Annotated in this window: 26 protein-coding genes; 14 read left to right on the top strand and 12 right to left on the bottom strand. The window is 71.1% G+C overall.

Features of this window, described 5'->3' with window-relative positions:
• Nucleotides 1-131: 131 nt before the first annotated feature.
• Nucleotides 132-2,060 carry a glycogen debranching N-terminal domain-containing protein gene (locus tag NLX83_RS17675; protein WP_254235938.1) on the top strand — a complete coding sequence of 643 codons (1,929 nt, stop codon included), beginning with the start codon at nt 132-134 and terminating at the stop codon, nt 2,058-2,060.
• Between the two features lie 577 nt (nt 2,061-2,637).
• On the top strand, nt 2,638-3,096 hold the full coding sequence (locus tag NLX83_RS17670) for a MarR family winged helix-turn-helix transcriptional regulator (protein ID WP_254235937.1): 459 nt from the start codon (nt 2,638-2,640) through the stop codon (nt 3,094-3,096).
• A 165-nt stretch (nt 3,097-3,261) separates the two neighbouring features.
• Here NLX83_RS17670 and NLX83_RS17665 read toward each other — a convergent pair whose 3' ends face one another.
• Nucleotides 3,262-4,242: a penicillin-insensitive murein endopeptidase gene (locus tag NLX83_RS17665; RefSeq protein ID WP_254235936.1), complete on the bottom strand. Its 981-nt coding sequence runs from the start codon at nt 4,240-4,242 to the stop codon at nt 3,262-3,264.
• Between the two features lie 188 nt (nt 4,243-4,430).
• On the opposite strand from NLX83_RS17665, the gene NLX83_RS17660 reads away from it, so the two are divergent.
• Nucleotides 4,431-4,922: a hypothetical protein gene (locus NLX83_RS17660; RefSeq protein ID WP_254235935.1), complete on the top strand. Its 492-nt coding sequence runs from the start codon at nt 4,431-4,433 to the stop codon at nt 4,920-4,922.
• Nucleotides 4,923-5,067: 145 nt separating this feature from the next.
• On the opposite strand, the gene NLX83_RS17655 is transcribed toward NLX83_RS17660, so the two are convergent.
• Nucleotides 5,068-5,544 (bottom strand): MarR family winged helix-turn-helix transcriptional regulator, encoded by a 477-nt coding sequence (locus NLX83_RS17655; protein WP_254235934.1) that lies wholly within the window; start codon nt 5,542-5,544, stop codon nt 5,068-5,070.
• Nucleotides 5,545-5,657: 113 nt separating this feature from the next.
• On the opposite strand from NLX83_RS17655, the gene NLX83_RS17650 reads away from it, so the two are divergent.
• Entirely contained in the window at nt 5,658-6,803 is a 1,146-nt protein-coding gene (locus NLX83_RS17650; RefSeq protein WP_254235933.1) for a PP2C family protein-serine/threonine phosphatase, read from the top strand.
• 9 nt (nt 6,804-6,812) lie between these two features.
• Here NLX83_RS17650 and NLX83_RS17645 read toward each other — a convergent pair whose 3' ends face one another.
• Genes NLX83_RS17645 through NLX83_RS17620 form a run of 6 tightly spaced genes read right to left on the bottom strand, consistent with a single transcriptional unit; the run spans nt 6,813 to nt 11,381 of the window.
• The gene (locus NLX83_RS17645; RefSeq protein ID WP_254235932.1) at nt 6,813-7,208 is read right to left on the bottom strand and encodes an ATP-binding protein; all 396 of its coding nucleotides are present in this window, start codon (nt 7,206-7,208) and stop codon (nt 6,813-6,815) included.
• 4 nt (nt 7,209-7,212) lie between these two features.
• The gene (locus NLX83_RS17640; RefSeq protein ID WP_254235931.1) at nt 7,213-8,736 is read right to left on the bottom strand and encodes a PP2C family protein-serine/threonine phosphatase; all 1,524 of its coding nucleotides are present in this window, start codon (nt 8,734-8,736) and stop codon (nt 7,213-7,215) included.
• Nucleotides 8,733-9,731 carry an ATP-binding protein gene (locus NLX83_RS17635; protein ID WP_254235930.1) on the bottom strand — a complete coding sequence of 333 codons (999 nt, stop codon included), beginning with the start codon at nt 9,729-9,731 and terminating at the stop codon, nt 8,733-8,735. Before NLX83_RS17635 ends, NLX83_RS17640 begins: the two co-directional genes overlap by 4 nt.
• Entirely contained in the window at nt 9,728-10,147 is a 420-nt protein-coding gene (locus NLX83_RS17630) for an anti-sigma regulatory factor (RefSeq protein WP_254235929.1), read from the bottom strand. The genes NLX83_RS17635 and NLX83_RS17630 overlap by 4 nt, the downstream gene beginning before the upstream one ends.
• A complete protein-coding gene (locus NLX83_RS17625; protein ID WP_254235928.1) occupies nt 10,144-10,521 on the bottom strand; it encodes an STAS domain-containing protein in 378 nt (125 codons plus the stop codon). The genes NLX83_RS17630 and NLX83_RS17625 overlap by 4 nt, the downstream gene beginning before the upstream one ends.
• Nucleotides 10,518-11,381 (bottom strand): STAS domain-containing protein, encoded by an 864-nt coding sequence (locus NLX83_RS17620; protein WP_254235927.1) that lies wholly within the window; start codon nt 11,379-11,381, stop codon nt 10,518-10,520. The genes NLX83_RS17625 and NLX83_RS17620 overlap by 4 nt, the downstream gene beginning before the upstream one ends.
• A gap of 169 nt (nt 11,382-11,550) precedes the next feature.
• Here NLX83_RS17620 and NLX83_RS17615 point away from each other — a divergent pair, with 169 nt between their 5' ends.
• The 4 genes from NLX83_RS17615 to NLX83_RS17600 all read left to right on the top strand — a co-directional run bounded on the left by NLX83_RS17615 (nt 11,551) and on the right by NLX83_RS17600 (nt 14,732).
• Entirely contained in the window at nt 11,551-11,922 is a 372-nt protein-coding gene (locus NLX83_RS17615) for an STAS domain-containing protein (protein WP_254235926.1), read from the top strand.
• A 122-nt stretch (nt 11,923-12,044) separates the two neighbouring features.
• Entirely contained in the window at nt 12,045-12,980 is a 936-nt protein-coding gene (locus NLX83_RS17610; RefSeq protein WP_254235925.1) for an NAD-dependent epimerase/dehydratase family protein, read from the top strand.
• Between the two features lie 73 nt (nt 12,981-13,053).
• The gene (locus NLX83_RS17605; RefSeq protein ID WP_254235924.1) at nt 13,054-13,620 is read left to right on the top strand and encodes a YceI family protein; all 567 of its coding nucleotides are present in this window, start codon (nt 13,054-13,056) and stop codon (nt 13,618-13,620) included.
• Nucleotides 13,621-13,925: 305 nt separating this feature from the next.
• Nucleotides 13,926-14,732 (top strand): MBL fold metallo-hydrolase, encoded by an 807-nt coding sequence (locus NLX83_RS17600; RefSeq protein ID WP_254235923.1) that lies wholly within the window; start codon nt 13,926-13,928, stop codon nt 14,730-14,732.
• 197 nt (nt 14,733-14,929) lie between these two features.
• Here the strand turns inward: NLX83_RS17600 and NLX83_RS41875 are convergent, their stop codons facing one another.
• Nucleotides 14,930-16,459 carry an LCP family protein gene (locus NLX83_RS41875; protein ID WP_254235922.1) on the bottom strand — a complete coding sequence of 510 codons (1,530 nt, stop codon included), beginning with the start codon at nt 16,457-16,459 and terminating at the stop codon, nt 14,930-14,932.
• Between the two features lie 220 nt (nt 16,460-16,679).
• A complete protein-coding gene (locus NLX83_RS17590; protein ID WP_254235921.1) occupies nt 16,680-17,144 on the bottom strand; it encodes an SRPBCC family protein in 465 nt (154 codons plus the stop codon).
• Between the two features lie 45 nt (nt 17,145-17,189).
• Between NLX83_RS17590 and NLX83_RS17585 the strand changes: the two genes are divergently transcribed.
• On the top strand, nt 17,190-17,738 hold the full coding sequence (locus NLX83_RS17585) for a TetR/AcrR family transcriptional regulator (RefSeq protein WP_254235920.1): 549 nt from the start codon (nt 17,190-17,192) through the stop codon (nt 17,736-17,738).
• 15 nt (nt 17,739-17,753) lie between these two features.
• Complete coding sequence (locus NLX83_RS17580) at nt 17,754-19,688, top strand: glycoside hydrolase family 5 protein (protein WP_308209316.1); 1,935 nt, start codon at nt 17,754-17,756, stop codon at nt 19,686-19,688.
• Between the two features lie 7 nt (nt 19,689-19,695).
• Here the strand turns inward: NLX83_RS17580 and NLX83_RS17575 are convergent, their stop codons facing one another.
• Nucleotides 19,696-20,289 carry an NADPH-dependent FMN reductase gene (locus NLX83_RS17575; RefSeq protein ID WP_254235919.1) on the bottom strand — a complete coding sequence of 198 codons (594 nt, stop codon included), beginning with the start codon at nt 20,287-20,289 and terminating at the stop codon, nt 19,696-19,698.
• Nucleotides 20,290-20,399: 110 nt separating this feature from the next.
• Here NLX83_RS17575 and NLX83_RS17570 point away from each other — a divergent pair, with 110 nt between their 5' ends.
• From NLX83_RS17570 to NLX83_RS17555, 4 genes are all read left to right on the top strand, one after another.
• A complete protein-coding gene (locus NLX83_RS17570; protein WP_308209315.1) occupies nt 20,400-21,038 on the top strand; it encodes a TetR/AcrR family transcriptional regulator in 639 nt (212 codons plus the stop codon).
• A 511-nt stretch (nt 21,039-21,549) separates the two neighbouring features.
• Nucleotides 21,550-21,714 carry a hypothetical protein gene (locus NLX83_RS17565; RefSeq protein ID WP_254235918.1) on the top strand — a complete coding sequence of 55 codons (165 nt, stop codon included), beginning with the start codon at nt 21,550-21,552 and terminating at the stop codon, nt 21,712-21,714.
• Between the two features lie 149 nt (nt 21,715-21,863).
• Nucleotides 21,864-22,481 (top strand): hypothetical protein, encoded by a 618-nt coding sequence (locus NLX83_RS17560; RefSeq protein ID WP_254235917.1) that lies wholly within the window; start codon nt 21,864-21,866, stop codon nt 22,479-22,481.
• Between the two features lie 86 nt (nt 22,482-22,567).
• Nucleotides 22,568-23,335: an enoyl-CoA hydratase/isomerase family protein gene (locus NLX83_RS17555; protein WP_254235916.1), complete on the top strand. Its 768-nt coding sequence runs from the start codon at nt 22,568-22,570 to the stop codon at nt 23,333-23,335.
• Here the strand turns inward: NLX83_RS17555 and NLX83_RS17550 are convergent, their stop codons facing one another.
• Nucleotides 23,336-24,490: a hypothetical protein gene (locus NLX83_RS17550; RefSeq protein WP_254235915.1), complete on the bottom strand. Its 1,155-nt coding sequence runs from the start codon at nt 24,488-24,490 to the stop codon at nt 23,336-23,338. It abuts the gene before it with no gap.
• Nucleotides 24,491-24,611: the final 121 nt, after the last annotated feature.

Genomic DNA, 24,611 nt, shown 5'->3' with positions numbered 1-24,611 from the left:
GCCGATGAGGTGTCAGACTGTGTCGCACCGGCCATATGAACGTTCAAATAGCCCCTGCGGAGACGATTTGAACGTTCATATGGCGCGGAAGAGTGAACGCCATCACACGATTTGTCAAGAGGAGCTGCCCAGTGGCTGACCGGGTCTACCTGCAACCGACGCTGCACGAGCTCGTCACGGTGCTGCGCGCCCCGTCCGCGGTCCTCGGCGGGAGCGACGGGCAACTGCGCGCAGATGGCGCGCAGGGCTTCTACCGCGACGACCGCCGGGTGCTGTCCCGGCTGGAGATCGACGTGGACGGGGTCGCCCCGACCCGGGTCGCGCACCGGACCGAGGAGGCCGAGCGAGCACGCTTCCTCGGCGTGCTGCGCGGGCTCGGCGAGCCGTCCGCCGACCCGAAGCTGCATCTCCGCCGCGAGCGGCAGCTCACCGACCACGCGCTGGTCGAGCGGTTCGAGCTGACCAACTCCGGCGCCACCGCCGTGACCGCCACCGTGGGGCTCACCGCCGCGACCGATCTCGCCGCGATCACCGCGGTCAAGTCCGGCGCCGTGCCGCTACCGCTCACCCCCACCGTCTCGAATTGCTTGGCGCAGTGGGAAAGCGACGGCTGCCGCGTGGACCTGCGGCTCGACGGCGACCCGTTCCTGGAGTCCACAGTGGACTCCGTGGTCGTCACGTGGGAGGTGCACATCGCGCCGGGGGCGACCTGGCGGACCGAACTCGTGGTGACCCCGTCGGAGGAGGGCGCGGACGGGTTCCTGCCACGCAGGCCCGCGAACCCGCCGCGGCTCGCCGAGTTCCCCAGTACCGACATTCGCGCCGCACGACTGGCCGAGCGCGGCCTGGCCGATCTCGACGGCCTGCTGCTGGCCGACCCGCAGCAGCCGGGGGCCGCGTTCCTGGCCGCCGGAAGCCCGTGGTTCTTCACCCTGTTCGGCCGGGATTCCCTGTGGGCCGCAAGGCTCTTGCTGCCGAACAACACCGATCTCGCGCTGGGCACGCTGTGGGCGCTCGCCGCGCGCCAGGGCAGGCGCAACGACGCCGTCACCGAGGAACAGCCCGGCAAGATCCTGCACGAGGTGCGCCGCGGTGAGCTCAAGCTGCCCGGACTGACCCTGCCGCCGCTGTACTACGGCAGCGTCGACTCGACGGCGCTGTGGGTCTGCCTGCTGCACGACGTGTGGCGCGCCGAGCGGGACGTCGAACGCATCCGGCCGTTGCTGCCGCACCTGGTCGCCGCGTTGGAGTGGATCGCCGGTCCCGGTGACGCGGACGGCGACGGCTTCTGCGAGTACGCGGGCTCGGACGGCGCGGGCCTGGCCAACCAGGGCTGGAAGGACTCCTCCGACGGCGTCCGCTGGGGCGACGGGCGGATCGCGAGCCGACCGCTCGCGCTGTGCGAGGTCCAGGGCTACGCGCACGCGGCCGCGCTCGGGGGCGCAGAACTGCTCGACGCGCTCGGCGAGCCCGGCGGGCAGCGGTGGCGGGACTGGGCGGCGGCCCTGCGCGAACGGTTCCGCGCGGCGTTCTGGGTATCCGACAAGTTCGGCAGGTACCCGGCGATCGCGCTGGACGGCGAGAAGCGCGCGGTCTGCGGGCCCTCGTCCAACATGGGTCACCTGCTCGGCACCGGCATCCTCTCCCCGGCGGAGGCGGAGCTGGTCGCGGAGATCCTGGTGCGCGAGGACATGAGCTCCGGCTACGGGCTGCGCACGCTCTCCGCCGACACCGCCGGGTACAACCCGCTGAGCTACCACTGCGGCAGCGTCTGGCCGCACGACACGGCGATCGCGGTGTTCGGCCTGCTCGCCGAGGGCCACGAGGAGCGGGCGCGGGTGCTCGCCCGAGGGCTCCTCGCGGCCGGGGAGGCGTTCGAGTACCGCCTGCCCGAGCTCTACGGCGGCGACAGCGCGGCCGAGGGCGACCCGGTCACGGCGTACCCCGCGGCGTGCCGCCCACAAGCGTGGTCTGCCGCTGCCGGGGTCGCGGTGGCCGGTTTCCTTGCCGGGCAACCACATCCGATGGCGCAGCCGTGGGCGCGGAGCGTGCTCGCCTGAGCTTGCCCCAGGGCTTGTAGTAGGAGAGCACGGTCGCGAAGACCAGCAACGTGGTCACCACGATCGCGTTCGCCAGGAGGGAGTACTGGATCGACCCCACCGCCGAGGCGTCGAGCGTCTCGATCCGCGCGCCCAGCACGCGCTGGCCCGCGTCGCGCATGAGCCCGGCGATCGCGAGGTTGCCGCCGAGCAGGGTGGCCAGGTTGATCGCGAGCTTGGCCACCACCCAGTAGTGCCTGACCAGCCCCCAATGGGTGCCCAGCGACAGCACGACGCCGCTGACCAGCGTGAAGAAGCTGAACGGGAAGTACAGCGCGGGCCCGAACTCGCCGAGCACCACGTAGGCGGCGTGCAGCACGCGCGGGTCCTCCGTGGTGACGCCCGCGAGTGCGAGCAGCATCACCACGACTTCGAAGCCGATCCACGCGACGCCGAACAGCACGTGCACGAGCAGCGCGAGCTTGCGCGTCCTGGGCTTGAACTGGCGTTTCACGGTGTCGTCCCTTCGTCCTCCCTGCGACTTCCACTACGAAACCATTCAGGAGCTGAATGATTTCTCAGCGGTAGTGTCGTGGGCATGGACAAACCGAAGGGCGTGGCGTTCCTGCTCTCCCAGCTGGGGGCGTACGGGGCGCAGCGGTTCGCCGAGCGGCTGCGGCCGCTGGACATCGAGCCGAGGCACGTCGGCCTGCTGCGGATGATCTCGGTGAGCGAGGGCGCGTCGCAGCAGGAGCTCGGGGAGCGGATGGGCGTCGTGCCCAGCCGCATGGTGTCCTTTGTGGACGATCTGGAGGACAGGGGGCTGGTCGAGCGCGGCCGCAACCCCAAGGACCGCCGCGCCTACGCCCTCCACCTCACCGAGAAGGGCACGAAGATGCTGCGCCAGGCGATGCTGGTGTCGGTGGAGCACAACGAGGAGATCTGCGCCCCCCTCTCCCAGGACGAACGCGACGTCCTGGCCCAGCTCCTGGACCGCCTAGCGGGCGCCCACAACCTCATCCCCGGCGTCCACCCCGGCTACCGCCACCTCCGCTGACCCGATCCCCCCACGTCTTCAAGACCCCCTAACCCCCCCACTCACCCATCTCCAACCACCCCCAACCTCCACGGCCAACGCCGCATTTGGGGCGTTGGGTTCCCTGAACGGGTCGTTCGGGGCGTTAGATTCCCCGAACGACCCGTTCAGGGCATAAACGCGGGGTCAGCAGGTGTAGAGGGTGCTGGTGTGGACCTTCTCGCAGTAGCGGATGTGCAGGTGGTTGGCGTGGTTGACCAGTGGCGCGGTCAGGCCCTCGTTGATCAGCACCGGGTCGTTGAACCAGATCACCTTCACGTGGCCCGGCGCCGCCGCGCGGATCGCCTTGACCAGCTGGCGGGTCGCGGCGCGGTCGTAGGTCGGGGACTCCCAGGTGATCCGGCCCGCGGTGCACTGGGCGCTGTCGGTGCGGATCGGCCAGATGTCGACGTCCATGCCGACGCGGTGGCTGGAGTGGCCGTTGATCGCGCCGCCGTGCTCGAAGCTGACGTCCCCGAGCGGGATCTTGCCCTGGCCCGTGGCGGCGAAGGTCCGCGCGGCCGCCTCGAACTGGCCGATGGCGGCGCCGGTGCCCCAGTTCGCGGTGCCGTTGTTGTCCGGGTCCTTGTCGCACAGCCCGGCGCCCATGTCCGGGTAGTCGTAGTGCCACAACAGGTTCTCCCAGGTGACCGGGCCCGCGACGCCGTCGGCTCCGATGCCCGCGTGGGACTGGAAGCTGCTCACGGCCTGCTTGGTCGCGGCGTCGAAGGTGCCGGTGACCTTCAGCGAGAGCCTGCGCTTGGCGTTGAGCTGCGCCTGCAACGCGGAGACGGCCTCACCCTTGTCGCCCTCGCGCACCTGCACGACCAGCGCGCTCCACGTCCTCGGCCCGGCGATGCCGTCCGCCGGGAGCGATTTGGCTTGCTGGAACGCTTTGACGGCGGCCGTGGTGCCCGCGCTGAAGATCCCGTCGACCGCGGTGGCGTGCCCGTGCTGGCGCAGCAGGTGCTGCAGCGCGGTGACGTCGGAACCGCGGTTGCCGACGCTCTGGGTGGGGTGGAAGGCCCCGGGGAACGCCGCCGCGGAGGGTGCCGCCAGGCCCAGCGCCAGCACCGCCGCCGCAGCGGTGGCCAGGCCCCTGACCAGGGTTGATGTGCACTTCAACATGAACGGCCTCCGTACCCCGGGAATTTGGTAGGACTTTTTCCCATAGGGCTCCGAGTGCGGCAATCCTCCACCTGGACCACTCGGTGGAGTGAACGGATTCGAGTCCGGGCGGGCCGCGGTGATTACATGGCGGCGCGGTTCGGGGAGCTACACGCGGCGGTGTGCCGCGCCTTGGTTTGGAGTCCCCGGTGCAACAGTCACGAGCGCAGGAAACCCCCGCCCAGAACGCGGAAGCGCCGGAGCGGCGGCGGTCCCGCCTGCCGTTCCCCGTCTGGTCCCTGGCCCTGGCCACCTCGGCCGCCGTCGCGGTCGTCGCCGGTGTCGTGCTGACCGACCGGCTCGCCACCACCGGCGTCCCCGGTCGCGACGGCGGGGCGCTGCACCCCGGCGAAGGCGGGGCGGAGCAGCGGTTCGAGACCGACCCGGACGGCAAGCCGATGGAGTACCAGCCCGGCCGCACGTCGGTGACCCTGGTCCCGACCACCACGGTGATCAACGGGAGCACCGTGGTCACGCCCAGCCCCTCGCCGATCGAGCTGCCCTCCATCGTCGTACCGGACGTCGTGCTGCCCGTGCCGAGCCCGCCCGCTCCGACGACCACCACCACGACCGCGCGGCCCGGCACCACGACCGCGACGACCACGGCCAAGCCGACGAGCACCACCGCGACCAGCCGCTGAACGAGCCGCCACCCACTACTTGCACAAGGGCAACAGTCGCTCGCTAGAATTCTTGCCCTAGGGCAAACATCTTCTGGAGGCTGGCGGCATGTCGAGGCTTCACGGCTCTGGGCACAGCACGGCGCCAGCCGATCCCGGCACGGCGCTAGCCGGTCTCCCCGCTGCGCAGCCCGGACCGCACCGCGGCCACCCGGAACGCGTCCAGCCCGGCCAGCAGCGCCTCCCTGGCCTGCGGGTTCATCGCCCCCAGCACGCTGGCCAGCTCCTCCCGCCTGGTCAGCCGCAGCTCCTCAAGCAGGCGCTGGCCGTCCTTGGTCAGCCGCAGCGACACCTCACGGCGGTCGGTGGACCCCGCGGTGCGCGCGAGCAGACCGGCGGCCTGCAGCCGGTCGCAGAGCCTGCTCGCCGAGGAGGGGATCGCGCCCAGCTCCTCCGCGAGCCCGCCGAGGGTGAGCGCGCCGCTGTGCTCCACCACGAGCAGCGCGCGCAGCTGGGACGGCGAGACCTTGGGGTGCAGGCGCTCCGAACTCCGGCCCCAGACGATCACCAGGGCCTCTGCGGCAGCCTCCACTGCGGCCGCGATATCGGCCGATTGGTGGTTGGGGTGCCGCACCAGCGTCATACTCCGCTCTGACGAGAAGCGTCGACATCACTGCCCCCGTATCGGGGCATCCACTGGAACAACGTCCCCGGGCAGGGCCGTTCGTTCCGCGCCCGGCGCCCCAGGAGGACCTGTTGCACCCGACCCAGCGGCTGACCGATGTCGAGCGTGCCATGCTGCGCACGCCCGCGCACAGCCTCGGCGACGCCTTGGGGGACATTCTCCACACCCACTACGGGGTGGCGGAAGCCGAGGTGTTCCTCGCCGACTACCGGACGGCCTCCCTGGAACCGGTGCTGAACCCCGGCTCGGGCGGGCAACCGATTTCCTCCTCCCCGGCCGGGGCCGCCTACGCCCAGCAGAAACCCGTGGTCGACGGGGAGTTCCGGCACCTGCCGATCAGCGTCCGCGGTGACCGGCTCGGCGTCCTCCGGCTGCGCTGGCCGGGGCCGCCGCCCGAGGACCTCTCGGAGCTGGCCGAACTCGCCGAGCGCGCCGGGCAGGCGCTGATCGCCGCCGAGGTGGTCACCGACCGCTTCCGCAGGGCCCGCCGCACCGAACGCCTCACCCTGGCCGCCGAGATGCAGTGGGACCTGCTGCCCGGCCGCTGCCTCGACCAGGCCGAGTTCAGCCTCGCCGGCCAGCTGGAGCCCGCGTACGCGGTGCGCGGGGACAACTTCGACTGGAGCGCCGACGAGGAGCACCTGACCGTCGCCGTCACCAACGGCATGGGCGAGAGCGTCGACGCGGCGCTGCTGACCAGCCTGGCCATCCACGCGCTGCGCAACGCCCGCCGCGCCGGGGTCGACCTCGCCGACCAGGCGGCACTGGCCGACCAGGCGATCTGGGCGCAGTACGGCGGCAAACAGCACGTGGCCACGCTGCTGCTCCAGGTCGAACTGGCCACCGGGAGGCTCGCGGTGATCGACGCGGGCTCCCCGCAGATCTGGCGGCTGCGCGGGGACGAGGTGCTGGACGTGCGGCTGGAGCCGCAGCTGCCGCTGGGCATGTTCGACAGCACCCACTACCTGGAGCAGCGCTTCGAGCTGCGGCCCGGCGACCGGCTGGTGATCATCAGCGACGGCGTCTACGAGGCGCGGGCCGAGGGGCTCAGCTACGGCGAGGAACTGCTGTCCCGGCTGCTCGCCGCCACCCGAGGGCTCTCGGCGGCGGAGGCGGTCCGGGCGCTCATGGCCGACCTGAGCCGGTTCAGCGGGCACATCGACCTCGACGACGACGCGGTCGCGGTCTGCCTCGACTGGCGGGGCCGCACCGCCTGAGAACGAGCCTCAGGCGCTCATCGTCGCCCAGACGACCTTGCCGTCCGCGCGGTGCTCGGTCCCCCAGCCGGTGCTCAGCGCGCCGACGATCACCAGCCCGCGGTGCCGCTCGTCCCTCGGCCCGGTGCTGCGCAGCCGCGGCAGATCGGCGCCGTTGTCCCCGGTCTCCATCCGGATTCCGGTCCCGGTCCGGCTCAGCCCGAACCACACCGGGCCCGCGCCGTGCTCGACCGCGTTCGCCACCAGCTCGTTCGCCACCAGCACCGCGTCGCGGACCAGGTCCTCCGGCATGCCCCAGCGCCCGAGCACGTTCGTCACCAGCGCTCGGACCGCGGCGCAGGACCCCGGATCGCGCTGCAACGCGACGACGGTCCGCATGGTCTCCGAACTCGCTGCCTCTGGCACGCACTCACTCCGCATCAGGGTTCTCGGGCGCCACTCGCTCGCACAGGAGAAGACACATGTCGTCCTCGTGCCGACTGTCTGTCAACAGATCGGCGAGCATCGCCCGGACCAACGGCTCCCCCTGGATATCGGGGTCGGCAGCAAACGCGTCGACCAAACGTCTCAAACCGGTATCTATGTCGTAATGCCGCCGTTCCACCAGACCGTCGGTGTAGAGCAGCAGTCCGCCACCGGGCTCGATCACGGTCGAGTGCTCCGGTACCTCCAGGGTGGCCAGGGGCAGCCCGAGCAGCGGCGCCTGCCGCTCGGTGAGCAGTTCCGCCGTGCCGTCCGGGGCGCGCAGGGCCATCGGCAGGTGCCCGGCCCCCGCCCAGCGCAGCGCCCCGCTGCCCGGATCGAGCTCGGCGAGCACCGCGGTCGCGAGGAGATCGGTCTCCTGCGTCCGCATCAGCTGGTGCACCAGGCGCAGCGTGGTCCCGGGGCCGTGCCCCTCGATCGCGTAGGCGCGCAACGCCTTCTGCAACTGGCCCATCATCAGCGCGGCGTCGATGCCGTGGCCGGTCACGTCGCCGACCGTGAGCACGAGGCGCCCGTCCGGCCGGATGAACGCGTCGTACCAGTCTCCGCCGACGTTGATGCCGCGCGTGGCCGGGCGGTAGCGCGCGCAGACCCGGATCGCGGGCGACCGCGGCAGCGCGGGCAGCATCGCGCGTTGCAGCGTCTCGGCGAGATCCCGTTCCCGCTCGTACTCGCGGGCGTTGCGCAACGCGATGGCCGCCCGGCCCGCCACGTGGTTGCCGAGCTCGCGCTCGTCCTCGTCGTAGTCCGGCTGTTCCCGCCCCAGTTCGAGCACGCCGAGGCACTGGGTGCCGACCAGGAAGGGCAGCACCAGCAGGCCGCTGCCGGTCTGCGCGCGGTGGGCCCGCGCCGCGGCGACGACCTCCGGGCAGGGCATGCGCGGGATCTCGTCCTCGGTGGTCGCCGTGCAGGACAGCGCCTCCTCGACCGGCACCCAGGCGGTGGCCGTCTCGGCGAAGCCGGCGCGCACCAGGTGCTGCACCAGCCGTTGCAGCACCTCGTCCTCGGCGAGCGAGGTGACCAGCATCCGGCTGATCTCGTCGAGGAAGGTCAGCCTGCGCCGCTGCTGCTCCAGTTCCGCGTGCAGCGCGAGCAACCCCGCGTTGGTCTGCTGGAGCTCCGTCTGGTGCCAGCTGAGCGCCTTGCGCTGCTCGGCGATCACCGCGAGCAGCGGGCCGAGAACCGCGTCATCGCCCACCCGCCCCGGCTCCGTCCCGAGCACCGGCAGCGAGGTCCCCTCCGGCAGGTCCTCCACCACGATCCGCACCGTGCCGCCACCGGCGTCGAGGAGATCGCGCAGCTCACGGGATGCCGCGACGAGCAGTTCGGCGCCGTGCACGTCGTCGACCGGCAGCTGGGCGAGCACCCGCAGCAGCTGTTCCCGCAGCCGCGCCGCCTCGGCCTCGGTGTCGACCCGCTGCTCGACCAGCTCGGTCCTGCGTGGGTTCATCGACCACCGCCCTCACCGGCGAGCACGAGCACCCCGGCGTCGTCCCGCAACCGGTTGGCCTGCCACAGGACCAGCGCGCTGAGCAGCAACGGGTCGGCCGCGCGCACTCCGGGCCAGTCGTCGAGCGACCACCGCTGGCTGATCCCGTCGGTGTTCATGATCACCATGGTCTCCGTCGTCCACTGCCGCGACGTCTCCACCGGGCGATGGCGTTGTGCCCGGTGGCCGACGATGCCCGGGGAGGACACGAGCTGAACGCTGTGCTCCGCCCCGGGTTCGTGCACCCGCACCACGATATTGCCCATCCCGGCGAACCGGAGCAGCCCGGCCCCACGATCGATCCGCACGAGCGCGACGGCGGCCCCCCTGGTCCGCGCGATGCGTTCGCGCATCAGCTCCAGCAGGTCCAGCGGCGGCAGCAACGGGGACTCGTCGACGACCCGCAGGGCGCTCGCCGCGGCGGCCTCCGCGGCCTCGCCGTGCCCGGAACCGTCCACGAGCGCGGCGGTCAGGGTCCGCCCGTCGTCGCGCACCCGCCAGCCGTCCCCGCAGGCCGACTCGCCCGGCGCGGGCAGCACCAGACCGGCGGGCCCCGGCTCGGCGTCCCCTTCGAGCCACCGCGCGAGCACGGCGGTTCCCTTGCCGCGCAACGAATACAGGTCGAAGAAGTCGGCCGCCCGGCGCACCGCGCCCATCCCGGTCCCCATGCTCCCCGCGGTGGAGAACCCGTCGACCAGGCAGCGCTTCGGGTCCCGCATGCCCGGCCCCCGGTCCACGGTGACCAGGTCCAGCCTGCCCGGCGCGTGCCGGGTCAGCAGCATCCCGTCGGCGGCGTGCTTGACCAGGTTCCCCGCGAGCTCACTGGCCGCGAGCGCCACCCGGCCGACCGCGTCCTCGCTGAGCCCGGCGCGCTTGGCCGCCTCGACCGCGAGCGCCCGCGCCCGTCCCACGTGGCTGGGCTCGTGCACCCGCATGTCCAGTCTGCGTTCGCTCACCCGCGGACCCTCGTGTGGAAGCGGACGGTCACCGTCGTGCCCTCGCCGGGCACCGAGTCGATCTCGAACTCGCCTGCCAGCCTGCGCGTGCCGCCGAGGCCGAGCCCCAGCCCGCCCGCGGTGGTGTAGCCGTCGGTCAGCGCCAGCTCCACATCCTCGATACCGGGGCCGGAGTCGATGAAGCTCAGCCGGATGGTCCGCCGCCGGTCCTCCTCGACGGACTCCACCTCCACCTTGCCGCCCCCGCCGTGCAACAGGGTGTTGCGGGCCAGCTCGCTCGCCGCGGTGACCAGCTTGGTCTGCTCCACCAGCGAGAGCTCCGCGGCAGCACCGTGCTGCCGGACCAGTTGCCGGACGCCGACGATGTCGCCCTCGGACCTGATCGGCATGGTGTCAGCCGCCAGGACTCGGCTCATCGAGCCTCCCCGGACACGTCGAGCCTGCGGATGCCGAGCTGACGCAGACCGGCCTCGACGTTGAGCGCGGTGCGCAGCCCGTGCAACGAGAGCCCCAGCTCAACCAGGGTGATCGCGACGGCGGGCCGCATGCCGACCACCACGGTGCGCGCGGCCAGCACGGAGGTGGTCGCCGCGATGTCGTGCAGCACGCGGCCGAGGAAGGAGTCGACGATCTCCAGCGCGGAGATGTCGATGATCACCCCGCGGATGTGCTCGTCGGCGACCTTCTCGGCCAGCTCCCGCTGGAACCGCAGCGCGAGCTCGTCGTGCAGCTCCGTCTGGATGCTGACCAGCAGGACGTCGCCGATCCGCAGCAGTGGCAGCGCGTTCATCGGCCGATCGCCCCGGTGGGCGCGGTGACCTGGTACCCGATCTTGGTCAACGCGAAGGCCAGCGCGTCCGCGAGACCGGCGCGCGTGGTGACCTCCTCCAGGTCGATGCCCAGCTGCACCATGGTCTGCGCGATCTGCGGGCGGATTCCGCTGATGATGCACTCCGCGCCCATCATCCTGGCCGCCATCACCGTCTTGAGCAGGTGCTGGGCCACCATGGTGTCGACCATGGAGACGCCGGTGATGTCCAGGATCGCCACCTCGGCGCGCTGGTCGACGATCGCCTGCAGCAGGCTCTCCATCGCGATCTGGCTGCGCGCGCTGTCCAGGGTGCCGATCAGCGGCACGGCCAGGATGCCCCGCCACAGGCTGATCACCGGCGTGGACAGCTCCAGCAGCTGTTCCTGCTGCTGCTGGATGAGCTCGGCGCTGGTGGACACGGCGATCTCCATGACCGCCACCCGCAGCGTGCCGAGGGCGTCGACCAGCAGCGCGGTCTGCTCGACGCCGCGGTGCCCGCCCGCGGACTTCCACAGCCGCACGACCGGGCCCTTCAGCCTGCCCGCCTCCACCGCGACCTCGCTGGCGGAGTCGCCGAACCGGGTGCGCCTGCCCGCCAGCTCCATGAACAGCCCGCGCAGCGAGTTGAACGGGGCTGCGGCAGGATCGTCCTCGTCCCCGGTGCGCACCGCCTCCGCGAGCGCGCGCACCACGGCGCCGCAGTCCCGCTCGACCTGGGCCTGGTCGCCGTCCCCGGAGTCGAAGAAGGGCAACCGCCGCCACGAGTCGATGATCTCGGCCTCGCGCTCCAGCAGGAAGGAAGCGACCTCGGCTCCGGAATGGCGCTGCTGTTCACCCATGGACTGCCTACCTCACTGCGGACGACGGTATGTTTGCCCCTCGACAAACATATGGGGAATGACTCATCAGGGTTCAACTCGACCCCGGCGGGACACATCTGTAGAAAGCGAACCGGGCATCCTCCCGGGACGCGGCACGGCCGACCGACGACCTCAGCGGGAGTTCAGGATGACGAGCAACAACCCCATGCCGCCGGCGACCGAAGCGGGCGAGGCCGGCCTCGGCAGCTCGGTGCACGGTGAGGTCGAGGGCACCGCGGGCCGGATCAAGCTGGTCGGCGAGATCGACTACGCGGGCGCCCCGCAGCTCGACGCCGAGGTCGCGCGCCTGCTCGGAGCCGGGGCCAAGCAGCTCACCGTGGACTTCTCCGGTGTCTCCTTCTTCGACTCCGCCTGCCTCAGCGCCCTGGTGCGGGCGCGCGAGTCCGCCCAGGAGGCGGGCGGTGAGCTGGTGCTGACCCATCTGAGCAAGTACGCGTTGCGCATCCTGGAGATCGCGGGCGTGACCACGCTGTTCACCGTGACCGACAGCCCCGCCTGAGATCGCCTTCACGGGTCGCGGTTTTCCCCGGCGACGGGTGGTTCCAAACCGCCTGTCGCCGCCCGGGCATACTCCTTGCCGGCGCTGTCGGGGGCGCCAAGCGGGAAGTGTGCGGGGATGTCATGCGGATTCTGGTCACGGGCGCGAGCGGGTACCTGGGTCGCGTCGCGGTGCGGCTGCTCGACGCCGAGGGCCACGAGGTGGTCGGGCTCGTGCACCGGAACCAGCCACGCGGCTTCAGCCGGGTGGAGTGGCGGCGCGGTGACCTGCTGGACTTCCACTCGCTGGTGCTGGCCACCTCCGACGTCGACGCCGTCGTGCACCTGGCCGGGCTGACCAGGGTCCGCGAGGCGTTCGCGCACCCGACCAGGTACTACCGGGTCAACGTGGCGGGCACGCTGAACCTGATGGAGGCGCTGGCGATCTCCGGCGGGGACGCCCCACCGGCGCGGCTGGTCTTCGCCTCGACCGGAAGCGTCTACGGCGTGCCCAAGCGGCAGCCGATCGACGAGGACGTCGCGCCCGACCCGCGCAACCCCTACGCCGCCTCGAAGCTGGCCGCCGAACAGGCCATCGCGTGGCAGTGCGCGACCGGCCAGCTCGGCGCGGTCAGCCTGCGGATCTTCAACATCGCCGGCGCGGTCGGCGAGACCGGCGACCCGGACGGCTCGCGGATCATCCCGAAGGTCGCCGCGGTGGCCGCCGGCAGGGCCCGGCGGGTCGACGTCTACGGCGACGGCTCCGCGATCCGGGACTTCGTGCACGTCAACGACGTGGCGCGGGCGGTGCTGCTGGCGCTGGAGGAGTGCGAGACGGGCACCAACAAGGTGTTCAACGTCGGTGCCACCCCGGCCAGCGTGTCCTCGATCCTGGAGACCGCGCGCAAGCTCACCGGCCGCAAGCTGCCGGTTGCCCACCACCCCGCGCACCCGGGCGAGGCGCCCAAGCTGATGGCCGACAACGGGCGGCTGCGCGGCAAGCTCGGCTGGCAGCCGAGGAGCTCCTCGCTGGAGCAGCTGATCGCGGACCAATGCCGCACCGAGCTGAGATCGGTCTGACCCGCCCTTGCGCGGGTGGCCCGAGTTCGCCACCATCCCTCCTTCGGGTGATCGACTGCGGAGGGCGGAGAGCATGACGGCACCTGCGATCGCGGGTTATCGCAGCGGGTTCTGGTCGATCGACCAGGAGCACTCCAGCGTCCTGTTCACCGCGCGGCACATGGCGGTCGGCAAGGTGCACGGCCGGTTCCGCCGGTTCGTCGGCAAGGTCTTCACCGGTGAGACGGTCGAACAGTGCGCGGTGCGCGCGATCATCGACGCGACCTCGTTGGACACCGGCAGCGCCAAGCGGGACAGGAGCCTGGCCTCCGCGGAGTTCCTGGAGTCCGAGACCTATCCGACGATGGAGTTCCGGTCCTCGGCGGTCCACCCCTACGACACCGACTTCCTGGTCGACGGGGAGCTGGCGATGCACGGCCAGACCCGGCCGGTGCGGCTGAAGCTGACCTTCAACGGGATCATCGACGACCCCTACACCGGCGTCACCCGGGCCGGGTTCAGCGCGCACACCACCATCCGGCGGCGCGAGTTCGGGCTGACCTTCGACGCCCGGCTGCCCGGCGGAGGACAGCTGGTCAGCGACCAGATCACGATCACCCTGGACATCGAGGCCACGCTCGACACGCCCGAGCCCGACTGAAGTTACCCAGACAAATAGTCACCATCCGCTCACGTCACGTCACGGATCGGACTCGGGGCCGTCCCCCCTGCACGGGGCACCCCAGTCGAGATCCGTTTCCAGAGGTGAGCGATGTACGCCACTGATCACGTCGGTACCTGTTCGAAGTGCGATGGCGAGGTGGTCCGGCACAACGGCCGGCTCATCTGCACCCAGTGCGGCGCCCAGTACTGAGAACACCCGTGTTCACCCGGTCCCGGGCGCGGGGCCGGGTGAACGGATCTCTAGCTAGACCGTTCTGCTTATTTTCGGAAGTATTCGGACCCATGCGCGTCCACCACCTGAACTGCGGCAGCCTCGCCCCGCCGTTCCGCAAGCTGGTCAACGGCGATGGCGGCCTGTTCGCCCGTGCCGAGCTGGTCTGCCACTGCCTGCTGGTCGAGACCGGCTCCGGCCTCGTCCTGGTCGACACCGGCGTCGGAATCCACCCGGGCGCCACGACCGGAGAGTTCCGCCGCGGCATGCGGCCGTCGATGCGGGCGTCGGAGACGGCGATCGAGCAGGTCCGCGCCCTCGGCTTCGCCCCGGAGGACGTGCGGCACATCGTGGTCACCCACCTCGACTACGACCACGCGGGCGGGCTCCGCGACTTCCCGTGGGCGAAGGTCCACGTGCACGCCGCCGAACTCGACGCGGCCACCAACGCGCGCTCCCTGCCCGAGCGCCGCCGCTACCTCGCCGCGACCTGGTCGCACGGTCCGGACTGGGCGACCTACCGGGCCGGTGGTGATCAGTGGTTCGGCTTCGACGCGGTGCGCGGCCTCGACGGCCTGAGCGAGGACGTCCTGCTCGTGCCGCTGGCCGGGCACACCCGCGGGCACACCGGGGTCGCGGTGCGCGATGGCTCCCGTTGGCTGCTGCACGCCGGTGACGCGTACTTCTTCCGCGGCGAGGTCGACCCGCGCAGGCCGCACTGCTCACCGGGCCTGAAGGTCTTCCAGTACCTCGTGGGAACCGATCACGCCAAGCGCACCGCCAACCGCGATCGCCTCCAACAGCTGGCGTCGGCCCACGGCTCCGAGATCGAGATCTTCAGCGCACACGACCCCGAGGAACTCCGCCGCTACCGCTAGCCCCTAGCCCCCATGGCCCACTGGCACTCCGCCCCAGGGGTTCCCCCGTCTTCAAGTACCCCCGACCCCCACCCCAGCGATCGCAAACCGCCCCCAACCTCCGGGGTGTCCGGGGGTTGGGGGCGGTTGAAGACGATCGCGGGTGGGGTGCGCTGTACTTGAAGACGCCCCAACCAGCCCAGCTCAGGCGGCGCAGCTCAGGCGCAGGCGTCGTTGAGCGAGGTCGCCGGGGCGGAGCTGGGGTTCACCTGGCTGGACGGCTTGCCGGTGCTGGACTTGCCGCCCGCCTTGCCCGTGGTGGTCGTCGGCGCCGTGGTCGTGGTGCCCGGCACCGGAGCCGCGTGCGGGTTCGGCGGCGGGCTGATCGCGGACTGCACGACCTGGCGCATGAACGCGTAGTCCGGCCGCGCGGTGTCGAACTTGCCGTCCCGCGCCCGCGGGTTGGGCAGGTTCGGGTCGAACGAGATGCTCTCCAGCGGCTGTTCCTTGATCTTCATGGCCAGCTGGAGCAACGCGGGCAGCACGTCCTGCGGGATGTTGGTCGAGACGTTGGCACTGGTCGCCTGGGCCACGCTGCTGAAGTTGTTGAAGATCTTCGACGGCGGGTTCTGCTCGACGACGTACTTGATCAGGCAGCGCTGGCGGCCCATCCGCGTGTAGTCGTCGGTGTTGGTGCGGGACCGGGCGAACCACAGGGCCTGGTCACCGGTGAGGTGCTGGCGGCCCGCCTCGATGTAGCCGAAGGGCTTGACGACCTCGCCGAACGGGCCGATGCCGCCCATCGGCACCCGGTGCGGGCCGACGTTGACGTCCAGTCCGCCGAGCGCGTCGATGATCGCGGCGAAGCCCTCCATGTTGACCTGGACGTAGTAGTCCAGCTCCAGGCCGAGCATGGTGCTCATGGAGGACCACAGCAGGTTCAGCCCGGCGATCTTGCTCGGTCCGCCGGGCGGCACCAGGTCGGGGTGCTCGTTGCCGTACTTGTACATGGCGTTGAGCAGGTACTCGGAGGAGTTGGGGCTGCGCGGGTCGGTGAAGCCGTTCGGGAACTGCTTCGCCAGCTTCGACCCGGGCGGGAACAGCGCGTTCTGCGTGTTGCGGGGCAACGCGAACAGCGTGGTCCGGCCGGTCTTGGTGTCGATGCTCGCGGTCATCATCGTGTCCGTGCGGGTGCCGATCCGGTCGTGACCGGCGTCGCTGCCGAGGAGCAGCACGTTGATCCGCGGCTTGCGGAAGCTCGCCTCCTTGGTCACCTGCTTCCCGGCATCGGCGGAGTCCCCGGAGAACACGCTGTTCAGCAGGAAGCGGTGGGCGTCGAGGTTGTAGGCGGCGTAGCCGAACGGCGTCGCGACCGCGAGGCAGAGCACCGCGACCATGGCCCCGCCCGCCAGGCGCTGCCCCCCGGCGGTGCGGCGCGGCACGGCGGCCAGGTAGGCGCTCACCACGACTGTGATCCACAACACCGCCACCACCGCGAGCCCGCCCATGACGTAGAGCAGGAACTCCGAGGAGGCGACGTACTCCAGCAGGTCGCCGGTGGAGGTGGTGAGCGCGAGGTAGGCACCCGCGCCGATCATCAGCAGGAAGAAGCCGAGGAAGACGTAGCCGACGCGGCGGCGGAGCACGAGGTGCCCAGACCCCGGGAGCACCATGGAGAACAGCGCGAGCATCAGGGCGCCGCCCACCGTGCGCGCGCGCTTGACCTGGGATTTCGTCGGCGGCGTCACGATGGGCTCCGGTTGGTACCGGAACGCACGGTGATGTCGGCCCACTGGGTGCTCCTCGTTCTCCAGTCGGCCGGAAACAGGGCCGCCCCGCTGATCAACGCTACTCCGGGCCGCGTCGCGCCGGGTTGCTTTTCATACAGAAGACGCATGACAAGCAACTCAGGTTGCACCGTCGCGATGCGTATGCAACCAATTACGCTGAGCACAGGGTTTGCGCAGGTCAGCGGCCGTGACCGTCCATACTACGGGGCCCGCTTCGATCTTCGGCGGCGGCCGCGAGACCGGCGACCAGACGGCGGATGAACCGATCCAGCATGGTATGGACCAAACGGCCCAACAGCGGCACCCGGGCGCCGAAGGTGGAGCGCCAGCGGATCACCGTCCCGCCGTCACGGGGCTCCAGGTCGACCTGCGCGAGGTAGTCCCGGATCGGCAGCCCGGACTCCAGCACGTAGGCCAGCCGCCGGTCCCGCACCAGCTCCACGATCCGCTCGCGGCTGCGCAGCGGCCCGGTGCGGAACACCCGGATCGCCCCGACCCCTTCCCGCTCGGTCTCCCCCGGCCGCTCCAGCTCGAACGACCCCAGCGGCGACCAGGTCGGCCAGCCCGCCCCGTCCCGCAGCAACGCGTAGACGACGGAGGGGGCCGCCGCCGCGAGCACTTCGACCTCGATAGTGTGAACCATGTGGTACATGTACCAACTGGTACACCGGTAGGGCAAGGGGATGCGATGAAGGACGCGCGGCAACGGCTGCTCGACGCGGCGGTGCGGCACCTGGCGGAGCACGGGCTGACCGACCTGAGCCTGCGCGGGCTGGCCACCGCGCTCGGCACCAGCCACCGCATGGTGATCTACCACTTCGGCTCCAAGGAGGGGCTGCTCGTGGAGGTCATCCGCGCGGTGGAGCAGCAGCAGCGCGACGCCTTCGCCGACCTCTACTCCGCCGGTTCGCCCCCGGAGGTGATCCGCGAGTTCTGGCGGCGCCTGTCCGACCCCGAGCTGTGGCCACACGAACGCCTGTTCTTCGAGATCTACGGCCAGGCGCTGCAGGGCCGCCCCGGCACCACCGCCCTGCTCGACGGCGTCGTGGAGAACTGCCTGGAGCAGGGCGTCCTGGCCGCGGAGCACTGGGGGCTCGATCCCGCGACCGCCCGCGCGGAAGCCCGGCTCGGCCTCGCCGTGGTGCGCGGGTTGCTGCTCGACCTGCTGGCGACCGGCGACCGCGAGGGCACCACGGCGGCGCTGGAGCGGTTCGCCGCGGGCTTCGAACGCGAATAAAAATCCCTTTGCCGGATGTTCCGGCGCGCGAGCAGGCGGGACGATCACCGCATGGCGCTGACCAGGCTCGTGGTTGCGGGGTTGTTGCTGGCGACGATGGCGGTTCCTGTTCCTGCCGCCGCAGCGGTGCCGTGGACCGCGCCGCTGAGCACCGAGGGGCGCTACGTCGTCGACGCGAAGGGCGACCGCTTCAAGCTGAAGTCCGGGAACTGGCACGGCGCGAGCGGCACCTGGACCGGCTCCGGCGACGTCAACGATCCCGCCAACCACCACGCGGGTGAGAAGAGCGACGGGATTCCGCTCGGCCTCGACCGCGCGCCGATGGCGGCGATGATCGAGAGCTTCCGCGGGATCGGGCTGAACAGCATCCGCCTGCCGTTCTCCAACGAGATGGTGCACGACACCCGCCCCGTCCCCGACGCCGCCGTGCGCGCGAACCCCGTGCTGCGCGGGAAAACCCCGCTCCAGGTCTACGACGCGGTGGTCGCCGCGCTCACCTCCGCCGGGTTCGCGGTGATCCTGAACAACCACACCAACACCACACGATGGTGTTGCGGCGTCGACGGAAACGAGCGGTGGAACACCAGCCAGGCCACCCGGAAGTGGGAAGCCGACTGGCTGCTGATGGTCCAGCGCTACCGGCACAACGCCCGCGTTGTCGGTGCCGATCTGTACAACGAGGTCCGGCGGAACATCCTGGACGACCCGAATTGGGGGTGGGGCAACGAACATGACTGGCACGCGGCGGCGCAGCGGGTAGCGGACCGCATCCTCACCGAGGCCAACCCGGACATCCTGATCGTCATCGAGGGCATCAACTGGTACGGGATCCCGGCCAACGGGTTCCCGCACGGGCGGCCCACGCTCGAACCGGCGCGCACGCTGTCGCACACGTTGGTGCGGTCGCGGAAACTGGTGTACTCGGCGCACTTCTACGGCTACACCGGCCCGAACCACAGCGGTGCCACGGGAGTCGGCGAGACCAGCGACCCCCGCTACCGCGACTTCGGCCGCGAGGAGCTGTCCGCCGTCCTGGACCGGCAGGCGTTCTTCGTGGCGCAGCAGGGCGGTCAGCACTTCACGGCACCGGTGTGGATCAGCGAGTTCGGCTCGGGCGGACGCGAGGAGACCGATCCGAAGTCGCGGGCGTGGTTCGAGAACTTCGTGGACCACCTGGTGCGCAACGACACCGACTTCGCGTACTGGCCACTGGTGGGCTGGCACCAGAACCGGCGCGGAAACGGCTGGGCGATGCTGCACTGGGACGCCGCGGGCAACCGGATGAGCGTGGACGACGGTGACGACTGGCGGGCCCCGGCCTGGCGGCGACTCGTTGGCGCGCAAGGGAAAACCGGCCCGGTGCCGCGGTCCGACGCGTGGAACATGCTCGCGCCGGACCACGGCGACGCGGTGCGGTCGTCGCGGTTGCTCGCCGAACCGGACTGGGACTCCGGCGCGCGCAAGGCGGCGTGCCCGGACGGCCAGCGCCTGATCGGCCTCGCGCACACCGGAGGTCGCGGCCTGTGCACCGAGGCCGGGCTCGACGCGAATCCGCTCGCACACCAAGCTGATGCTCGATCCCGCGAGCGGATCTTCGAAGCAGTTCGCGATGAGCGCCACGTCGTCGGCGACTGGGCGTCCGGGTACACGAAGTTCCAGTGCCCTCCTGGGCATGTCGTGACCGGGTACGCACTGCGCGGCGCCGACGTGTCCTCTGTGCTCTGTCAGCGCGTGCGGCAGCAGGTGGGCGCGAGTGGCCGGACGGTGTGGTTCGACCGCGGCGACAACCGCCCTGCCGGGGCTCGCGGCGGCGACTTCGCGCACGGTCGTTTCAAGGGCCAGTGCGCGGAGACGGAGTACATCGGCGGCGTCGCGTGGACCGGGCGCGTCGTCGGCAGGGCGAAGACGCCGGACGCCGTGCTCTGCGTGGGGATCAACTCTCCACAGTAGACGGAGGTCAAGCAGCAGCCTTGGCGCGCAACGGTTTCAACGCCGCCGACCAGGCGATGAGCTCGTCGAGCATGGCGCTCAGGTTCTCCACCTGGTAGGAGCTGGCCGTCCACGCGTCCGGATCGGTGAACAGCTCGATGTCTCCGGCCATCGAGAAGAACACCTGCGTGCGCACGGTGGCCAGCTTCACCTCGGCGAGCACCGGGCGGAGCTGCTCGACGGCGCGGATGCCACCGTGCGCGCCGTAGCTCACGAAGCCCGCGGCCTTGTCGTTCCACTCGGCGAACAGGTAGTCGATCGCGTTCTTCAACGCGGCGGGGAAGGAGTGGTTGTACTCGGGAGTCACGAAAACGAAGCCGTCGTACGAGCCGATCACCTCGGCCCAGTTCCGGGTGTGCTCGTGGCGGTAGTCGGCGGCGAGCGCGGGCACGGGCTCGTCCAGCAGCGGCAGCGAGTGGTCGGCGAGGTCGATCACGTCGATCTCGACCTCGCCCGCCGCCACCGCGGCGTGCTCGGCGGCGGCCTTGGCCACCCAGTCGGCCACGGTCACGCCGCGACGGCCGGGGCGGGTACTGCCGATGAGGACTGCGATGCGGGTCATCCGGTCTGCTCCTTCGATGCGGGTCGGCACGGAAGGTAAAGTACAACGACCATGGCAATAAATACAACGCTCATTGCACTTCACCGTGCGCCCAACCCGAGGAGAACGCGATGACCAGCAAGAACAGCGCCCGGGGGCGGCCGCGCGGCGGGAGCACCGACAAGCGCGCCGCGATGCTCGACGGGGCGCTCACGGTCTTCGCGCGCGACGGCTACACCCGGGCGAGCATCGACACCATCGCCGAGGCGGCCGGGGTGTCCACGCGGACGATCTACAACCACTTCCGCGGCAAGGCCGAGCTGTTCGAGGCCGTCATCCAGGCGAGTGCGGCCCGCACCGCGCAGCGGCAGATCGAGGTCATCGACCGGCACCTGCGCAAGGTCACCGACCTGGCGGCGGACCTGATCGAGTTCGGCCTGGAGTGGGCGAGCCCGAACGCGGGCCCGAGCGAGCACTTCGCACTGGTCCGGCAGATCAACGCGGAGGCCGCGCACATCCCCGAGGCCGCGATCGAGGCGTGGCAGGAGAACGGACCGCTGCGGGTCCGCCGTGAACTGGCGGGGCACCTGCGGCGGCTCAGCGAACAGGGGTTGTTGCGGGTGACCAACACCGATCGCGCGGCGGTCCACCTGCTCGTGCTGATCGGCGCGTGGAACCCGTCCTACCCGGGCGCCGAACCGTCCGCCGAGGAGATCACCGAGATGGTGACCACCGGGGTGCACGCGTTCCTCCACGGCTACGTGCCCTGAGCGCCCTACAAAGCCCCGGCCACCGGGAACTGCGGCGGTGCCGGCTCCGCTCCGTCCTGCGAGGAGGGTGCGGTGGAGACGAGCGGCGACCGGAACCTCGGCGGGTGGCGCGAAGGACTCGTCCGGCCGGATGCGCGGCGGCTGGGCCGACCACGGCTTGAGGTCCTGCACGACCCCCTCGTAGAACTGGTTGATCGCGGAGAGCACCGAGTCGATGAACGCTCCCCGCCCGGAACCGCGCTTGACCCCCATGGCGAAGTTCTGCGCGATCCGGAACGACCGCAGGTCCCGCTTCGCGTCGACCACCATCAGCTCCGCCCGGAGCCGCACGTCACGCAACAGCTCGGCGGCGCCCTGTCCCCTGGAGTGCATCAGAAAACTCTCCACGCGCACGGTTTCCGGCGCGTTCTTGAGCTGGCGCACCAACCAGTTCACCCGCGTGGTCGGCCGCCCTTCCCGAGGCGCGTCCACGTCGACGTGGCAGACGACCTGCCCGGCACGGAGGTCCGCGGTGACGTGCAGGGTCCCCACGGTGTCCGGAATCCGGATGGCCCCCACGAGGACGCCGTTCGCGGCCAACTGCGCCGCCTGCGTCTGCGTTCGCAGGGCCGGATCGGCGATCTCCTTGCGGGACAAGGAGGGCGTGACCTCGGTGCCGAGCTGCCTGCCGAGCTGAAGGCACGCGAACCGCACCAGCGCGTCGAAGCGCAACGCGACCTCGGACGCGGCGCTGTCGTTCGCCCGCAACGTGCCCGCGGCGAGTGCGTCCCGCGCGGGCACCCACGAAGACCCCATGTCGTCGAACATCATCGCCCCGGAGCGCGGGTGCTCCAGGTAGCGGATCAGCTCACCGAGGATCCACGCCTGCTCGGGATCGGCGACGCCGCGGTGCTCCTTCTGCATCACCGCCTCGCACAGCAGCTGCGACCAGGAGAGGTGGTGCAGGGCGACCTTGCGCAGCCTGCGCTTGTCCACTGTGGTCGGATGCTGACCGGGAACAGCGGGGATCTCGTTGGAGATCGTCAGCAGCGCGTCGAACCCCTGCTCCCGCGCGACGTCGAGGTAGGCGTCGAGCTGCTCGGCCTGCAACGCGTTGTTCCCGGTCTTGACCTCCACGAGCGCGGTCCAGGTCCGAGCGCCGCGCGTGACCCGGACGAGGCCGTCCGGGATGAACTTCTTCTCCCCCAACTGGAACGGGACCTCGATGAAGGTCTCGACCCGTCCGGCGGGCGCGCCGAAGGGCTGGACCACGGCCCGGCCGAACTCCCGCACGACGGACATGACCGCGAGCAGCGCCGAGGTGGCGCGGCGCTCCTGCTCGTCGGCGCCGCTGATGCCCGAGGTCGGGATGAGCCGTGCGGCGTGCCAGGACTCTTCTGCCATGTCGTGACCCTCTTTCTCCGGGAACAGTCGGCGTTTCGGAGCAACGGGAAGATCCGTTAACCGGTCCAGCGGCTTCACCCGAACGGCCACACGAGCATGGGCACACGCCCAGATTTCCCCGTCCGTCCAGGAGCTACCGTTGCGGGGTGAGCGAGCACCTCCAGCTGACCGTCGACGGCGCGGTGGCGACCCTGACCATCGACCGGCCCGCGAAGCGCAACGCGATGAGCCACGCCATGTGGTCCGCGCTGCCCGGCCTGGTGGACCGGGTCGAGCGCGACGACGCGGTCCGGGTCCTGGTGGTCCAGGGCGGCGACCACTTCTCCGCGGGCGCGGACATCAGCGAGTTCGGCACGCTGCGCAGCGGGGCCGAGGGCGCCCGCGCCTACAGCGAGGTCGTGCACGCGGGCGAACGCGCCATCGCCACGCTCAGCAAGCCCGTGATCGCCGCGATCACCGGGTTCTGCGTCGGCGGCGGCTGCGAGATCGCGCTGGCGTGCGACATCCGCGTCGCCGCCGAGGACGCGCGGTTCGGCATCACCCCGGCCAAGCTCGGCATCATCTACCACTTCATGTCGACGAAGCGGCTCGTCGAGGCGGTCGGCCCGGCGTGGGCGAAGCAGATCCTGTTCTCCGCCGACCTGATCGACGCGGCCACCGCGCTGCGCATCGGGCTGGTCAACGAGGTGCACCCGGCCACCGACCTCGCGGCGCGGGCCAAGGAACTGGCGGCCGTGCTGGCCACCCGCGCCCAGGTCAGCGTGCGCGGCGCCAAGACGGTGGTCAACCGGATCACCGACGGCCTGCACGCCGAGGACGACGACCTGCACGCGCTGTTCGAGGCGAGCCACACCAGCCCGGAGTACGCCGAGGGCGTGCGGGCGTTCCTCGACAAGCGCCCGCCGCGGTTCTAGCTACAGCGCTCCCGCGACCGCCTCACCGGACCGCATCCGCGGCACCGCCGCCGACCGGGTCCTGATGTTCTGCACGACGTCCTCGTAGAACGTGGTGATCGCCGTCAGCACCGAGCCGACGAACCCGGCGCGCCCCGTGCCCATCGGGAACTCCTGCGAGATGCGGAACGAGCGCAGCTCCTGCTGCTGCTCGACCCGCACGGTCGACGGCGCGTTCCTGAGCTGTCGCTCCACCCAGTTCGCCTTGGTCGCCGGGCGGCCGTCGCGCGGCGTGTCCATGTCGACGTAGCAGGCGAGCCGGTCCGCGCGCAGGTCGACGGTCACGTGCAGCAGGCCCGCGCTGCCCGGGATGCGGATGGCGCCGGTCAGCGTGCCCTCGTCGACGAGCCGCTCGGCGAGGGCGTGCGTGCGCAGCGCCGGATCGACGCTTTCCTTGCGGGACAGGGCGGGCGTGGCCTCCACGCCGAGCCGGAGGCTGGCGAAGCGCAGCAGCTCGTCGAAGCGGGCCGCGACCTCGGTGGCCGCGTGGTCCTCCGCGCGCAGCGTGCCCGCGGCGAGCGCTTCGCGTGCTGGCTCCCAGGCTTCGCCCATGTCGTCGAAGGCCACCGTGCCGGAGCGGGGGTGCTCCAGGTAGCCGATCAGCTCGCCGAGGATCCAGGCCCGATCCTCGTTGACTGCGCCGCGCGCCGCGACCGCCTTGCACAGCAGCTGGGACCAGGAGATCTGCAGCCGCCGTGCTTCGTCCACTGTGGGCAGACACGGAGCGGGGACGGCGGGCACCTCGTTGGAGATGGTGACCACCGCGTCGAAGCCCTGCTCCCGCGCCAGGCTCAGGCAGGTGCCCAGCCGGTCGGCCGGAATGGCGTCGCAGCCGGTCTTCACCTCCACGAGCGCGGTCCAGCGGCAGGCTCCCCTGGTGACCCGGATCAGGCCGCCCGGCGCGAACACGAGGTCACCGACGCGGAACGGGACGTCCACGAACGTCTCGATCCGCCCGCACGGCGCGCCCAGCGTCGCCGCGACGGCCGCGCCGAACTCCGGGACGGCGGCGAGGACGGCGAGTAAGGCCGAGACCGACCGCCGCTCCCGCTCCTCCGCACCATCGATGCCGGAGGTCGGAACCAGCCGTGCCGCGTGCCAGGACTCCGCCGCCATGACCCCACCTTCGCCTTGATCAGTACCTCGCGTTTCGCCCTGCGCCGAAAATCGTTAGCCCGTGCGCGACTCCTCACCCGATCGGAGAAGCTGGTCACCGGCAGTTCTCGGTCGGACAACG

The sequence above is a fragment of the Allokutzneria sp. A3M-2-11 16 genome (genome assembly GCF_024213555.1).
Classification (GTDB): domain Bacteria; phylum Actinomycetota; class Actinomycetes; order Mycobacteriales; family Pseudonocardiaceae; genus Allokutzneria.
This window is presented reverse-complemented; position numbering and strand designations above follow the sequence as displayed.

Excerpts from the sequence above, each read along its gene's own strand:
- NLX83_RS17670 (WP_254235937.1), top strand. The coding sequence starts at position 2,638 with ATGGACAAACCGAAGGGCGTGGCGTTCCTGCTCTCCCAGCTGGGGGCG.
- NLX83_RS17665 (WP_254235936.1), bottom strand. The coding sequence starts at position 4,242 with ATGTTGAAGTGCACATCAACCCTGGTCAGGGGCCTGGCCACCGCTGCG.
- NLX83_RS17655 (WP_254235934.1), bottom strand. The coding sequence starts at position 5,544 with ATGACGCTGGTGCGGCACCCCAACCACCAATCGGCCGATATCGCGGCC.
- NLX83_RS17640 (WP_254235931.1), bottom strand. The coding sequence starts at position 8,736 with ATGAACCCACGCAGGACCGAGCTGGTCGAGCAGCGGGTCGACACCGAG.
- NLX83_RS17630 (WP_254235929.1), bottom strand. The coding sequence starts at position 10,147 with ATGAGCCGAGTCCTGGCGGCTGACACCATGCCGATCAGGTCCGAGGGC.
- NLX83_RS17625 (WP_254235928.1), bottom strand. The coding sequence starts at position 10,521 with ATGAACGCGCTGCCACTGCTGCGGATCGGCGACGTCCTGCTGGTCAGC.
- NLX83_RS17620 (WP_254235927.1), bottom strand. The coding sequence starts at position 11,381 with ATGGGTGAACAGCAGCGCCATTCCGGAGCCGAGGTCGCTTCCTTCCTG.
- NLX83_RS17615 (WP_254235926.1), top strand. The coding sequence starts at position 11,551 with ATGACGAGCAACAACCCCATGCCGCCGGCGACCGAAGCGGGCGAGGCC.
- NLX83_RS17610 (WP_254235925.1), top strand. The coding sequence starts at position 12,045 with ATGCGGATTCTGGTCACGGGCGCGAGCGGGTACCTGGGTCGCGTCGCG.
- NLX83_RS17605 (WP_254235924.1), top strand. The coding sequence starts at position 13,054 with ATGACGGCACCTGCGATCGCGGGTTATCGCAGCGGGTTCTGGTCGATC.
- NLX83_RS17600 (WP_254235923.1), top strand. The coding sequence starts at position 13,926 with ATGCGCGTCCACCACCTGAACTGCGGCAGCCTCGCCCCGCCGTTCCGC.
- NLX83_RS17590 (WP_254235921.1), bottom strand. The coding sequence starts at position 17,144 with ATGGTTCACACTATCGAGGTCGAAGTGCTCGCGGCGGCGGCCCCCTCC.
- NLX83_RS17585 (WP_254235920.1), top strand. The coding sequence starts at position 17,190 with ATGAAGGACGCGCGGCAACGGCTGCTCGACGCGGCGGTGCGGCACCTG.
- NLX83_RS17580 (WP_308209316.1), top strand. The coding sequence starts at position 17,754 with ATGTTCCGGCGCGCGAGCAGGCGGGACGATCACCGCATGGCGCTGACC.
- NLX83_RS17575 (WP_254235919.1), bottom strand. The coding sequence starts at position 20,289 with ATGACCCGCATCGCAGTCCTCATCGGCAGTACCCGCCCCGGCCGTCGC.
- NLX83_RS17570 (WP_308209315.1), top strand. The coding sequence starts at position 20,400 with ATGACCAGCAAGAACAGCGCCCGGGGGCGGCCGCGCGGCGGGAGCACC.
- NLX83_RS17550 (WP_254235915.1), bottom strand. The coding sequence starts at position 24,490 with ATGGCGGCGGAGTCCTGGCACGCGGCACGGCTGGTTCCGACCTCCGGC.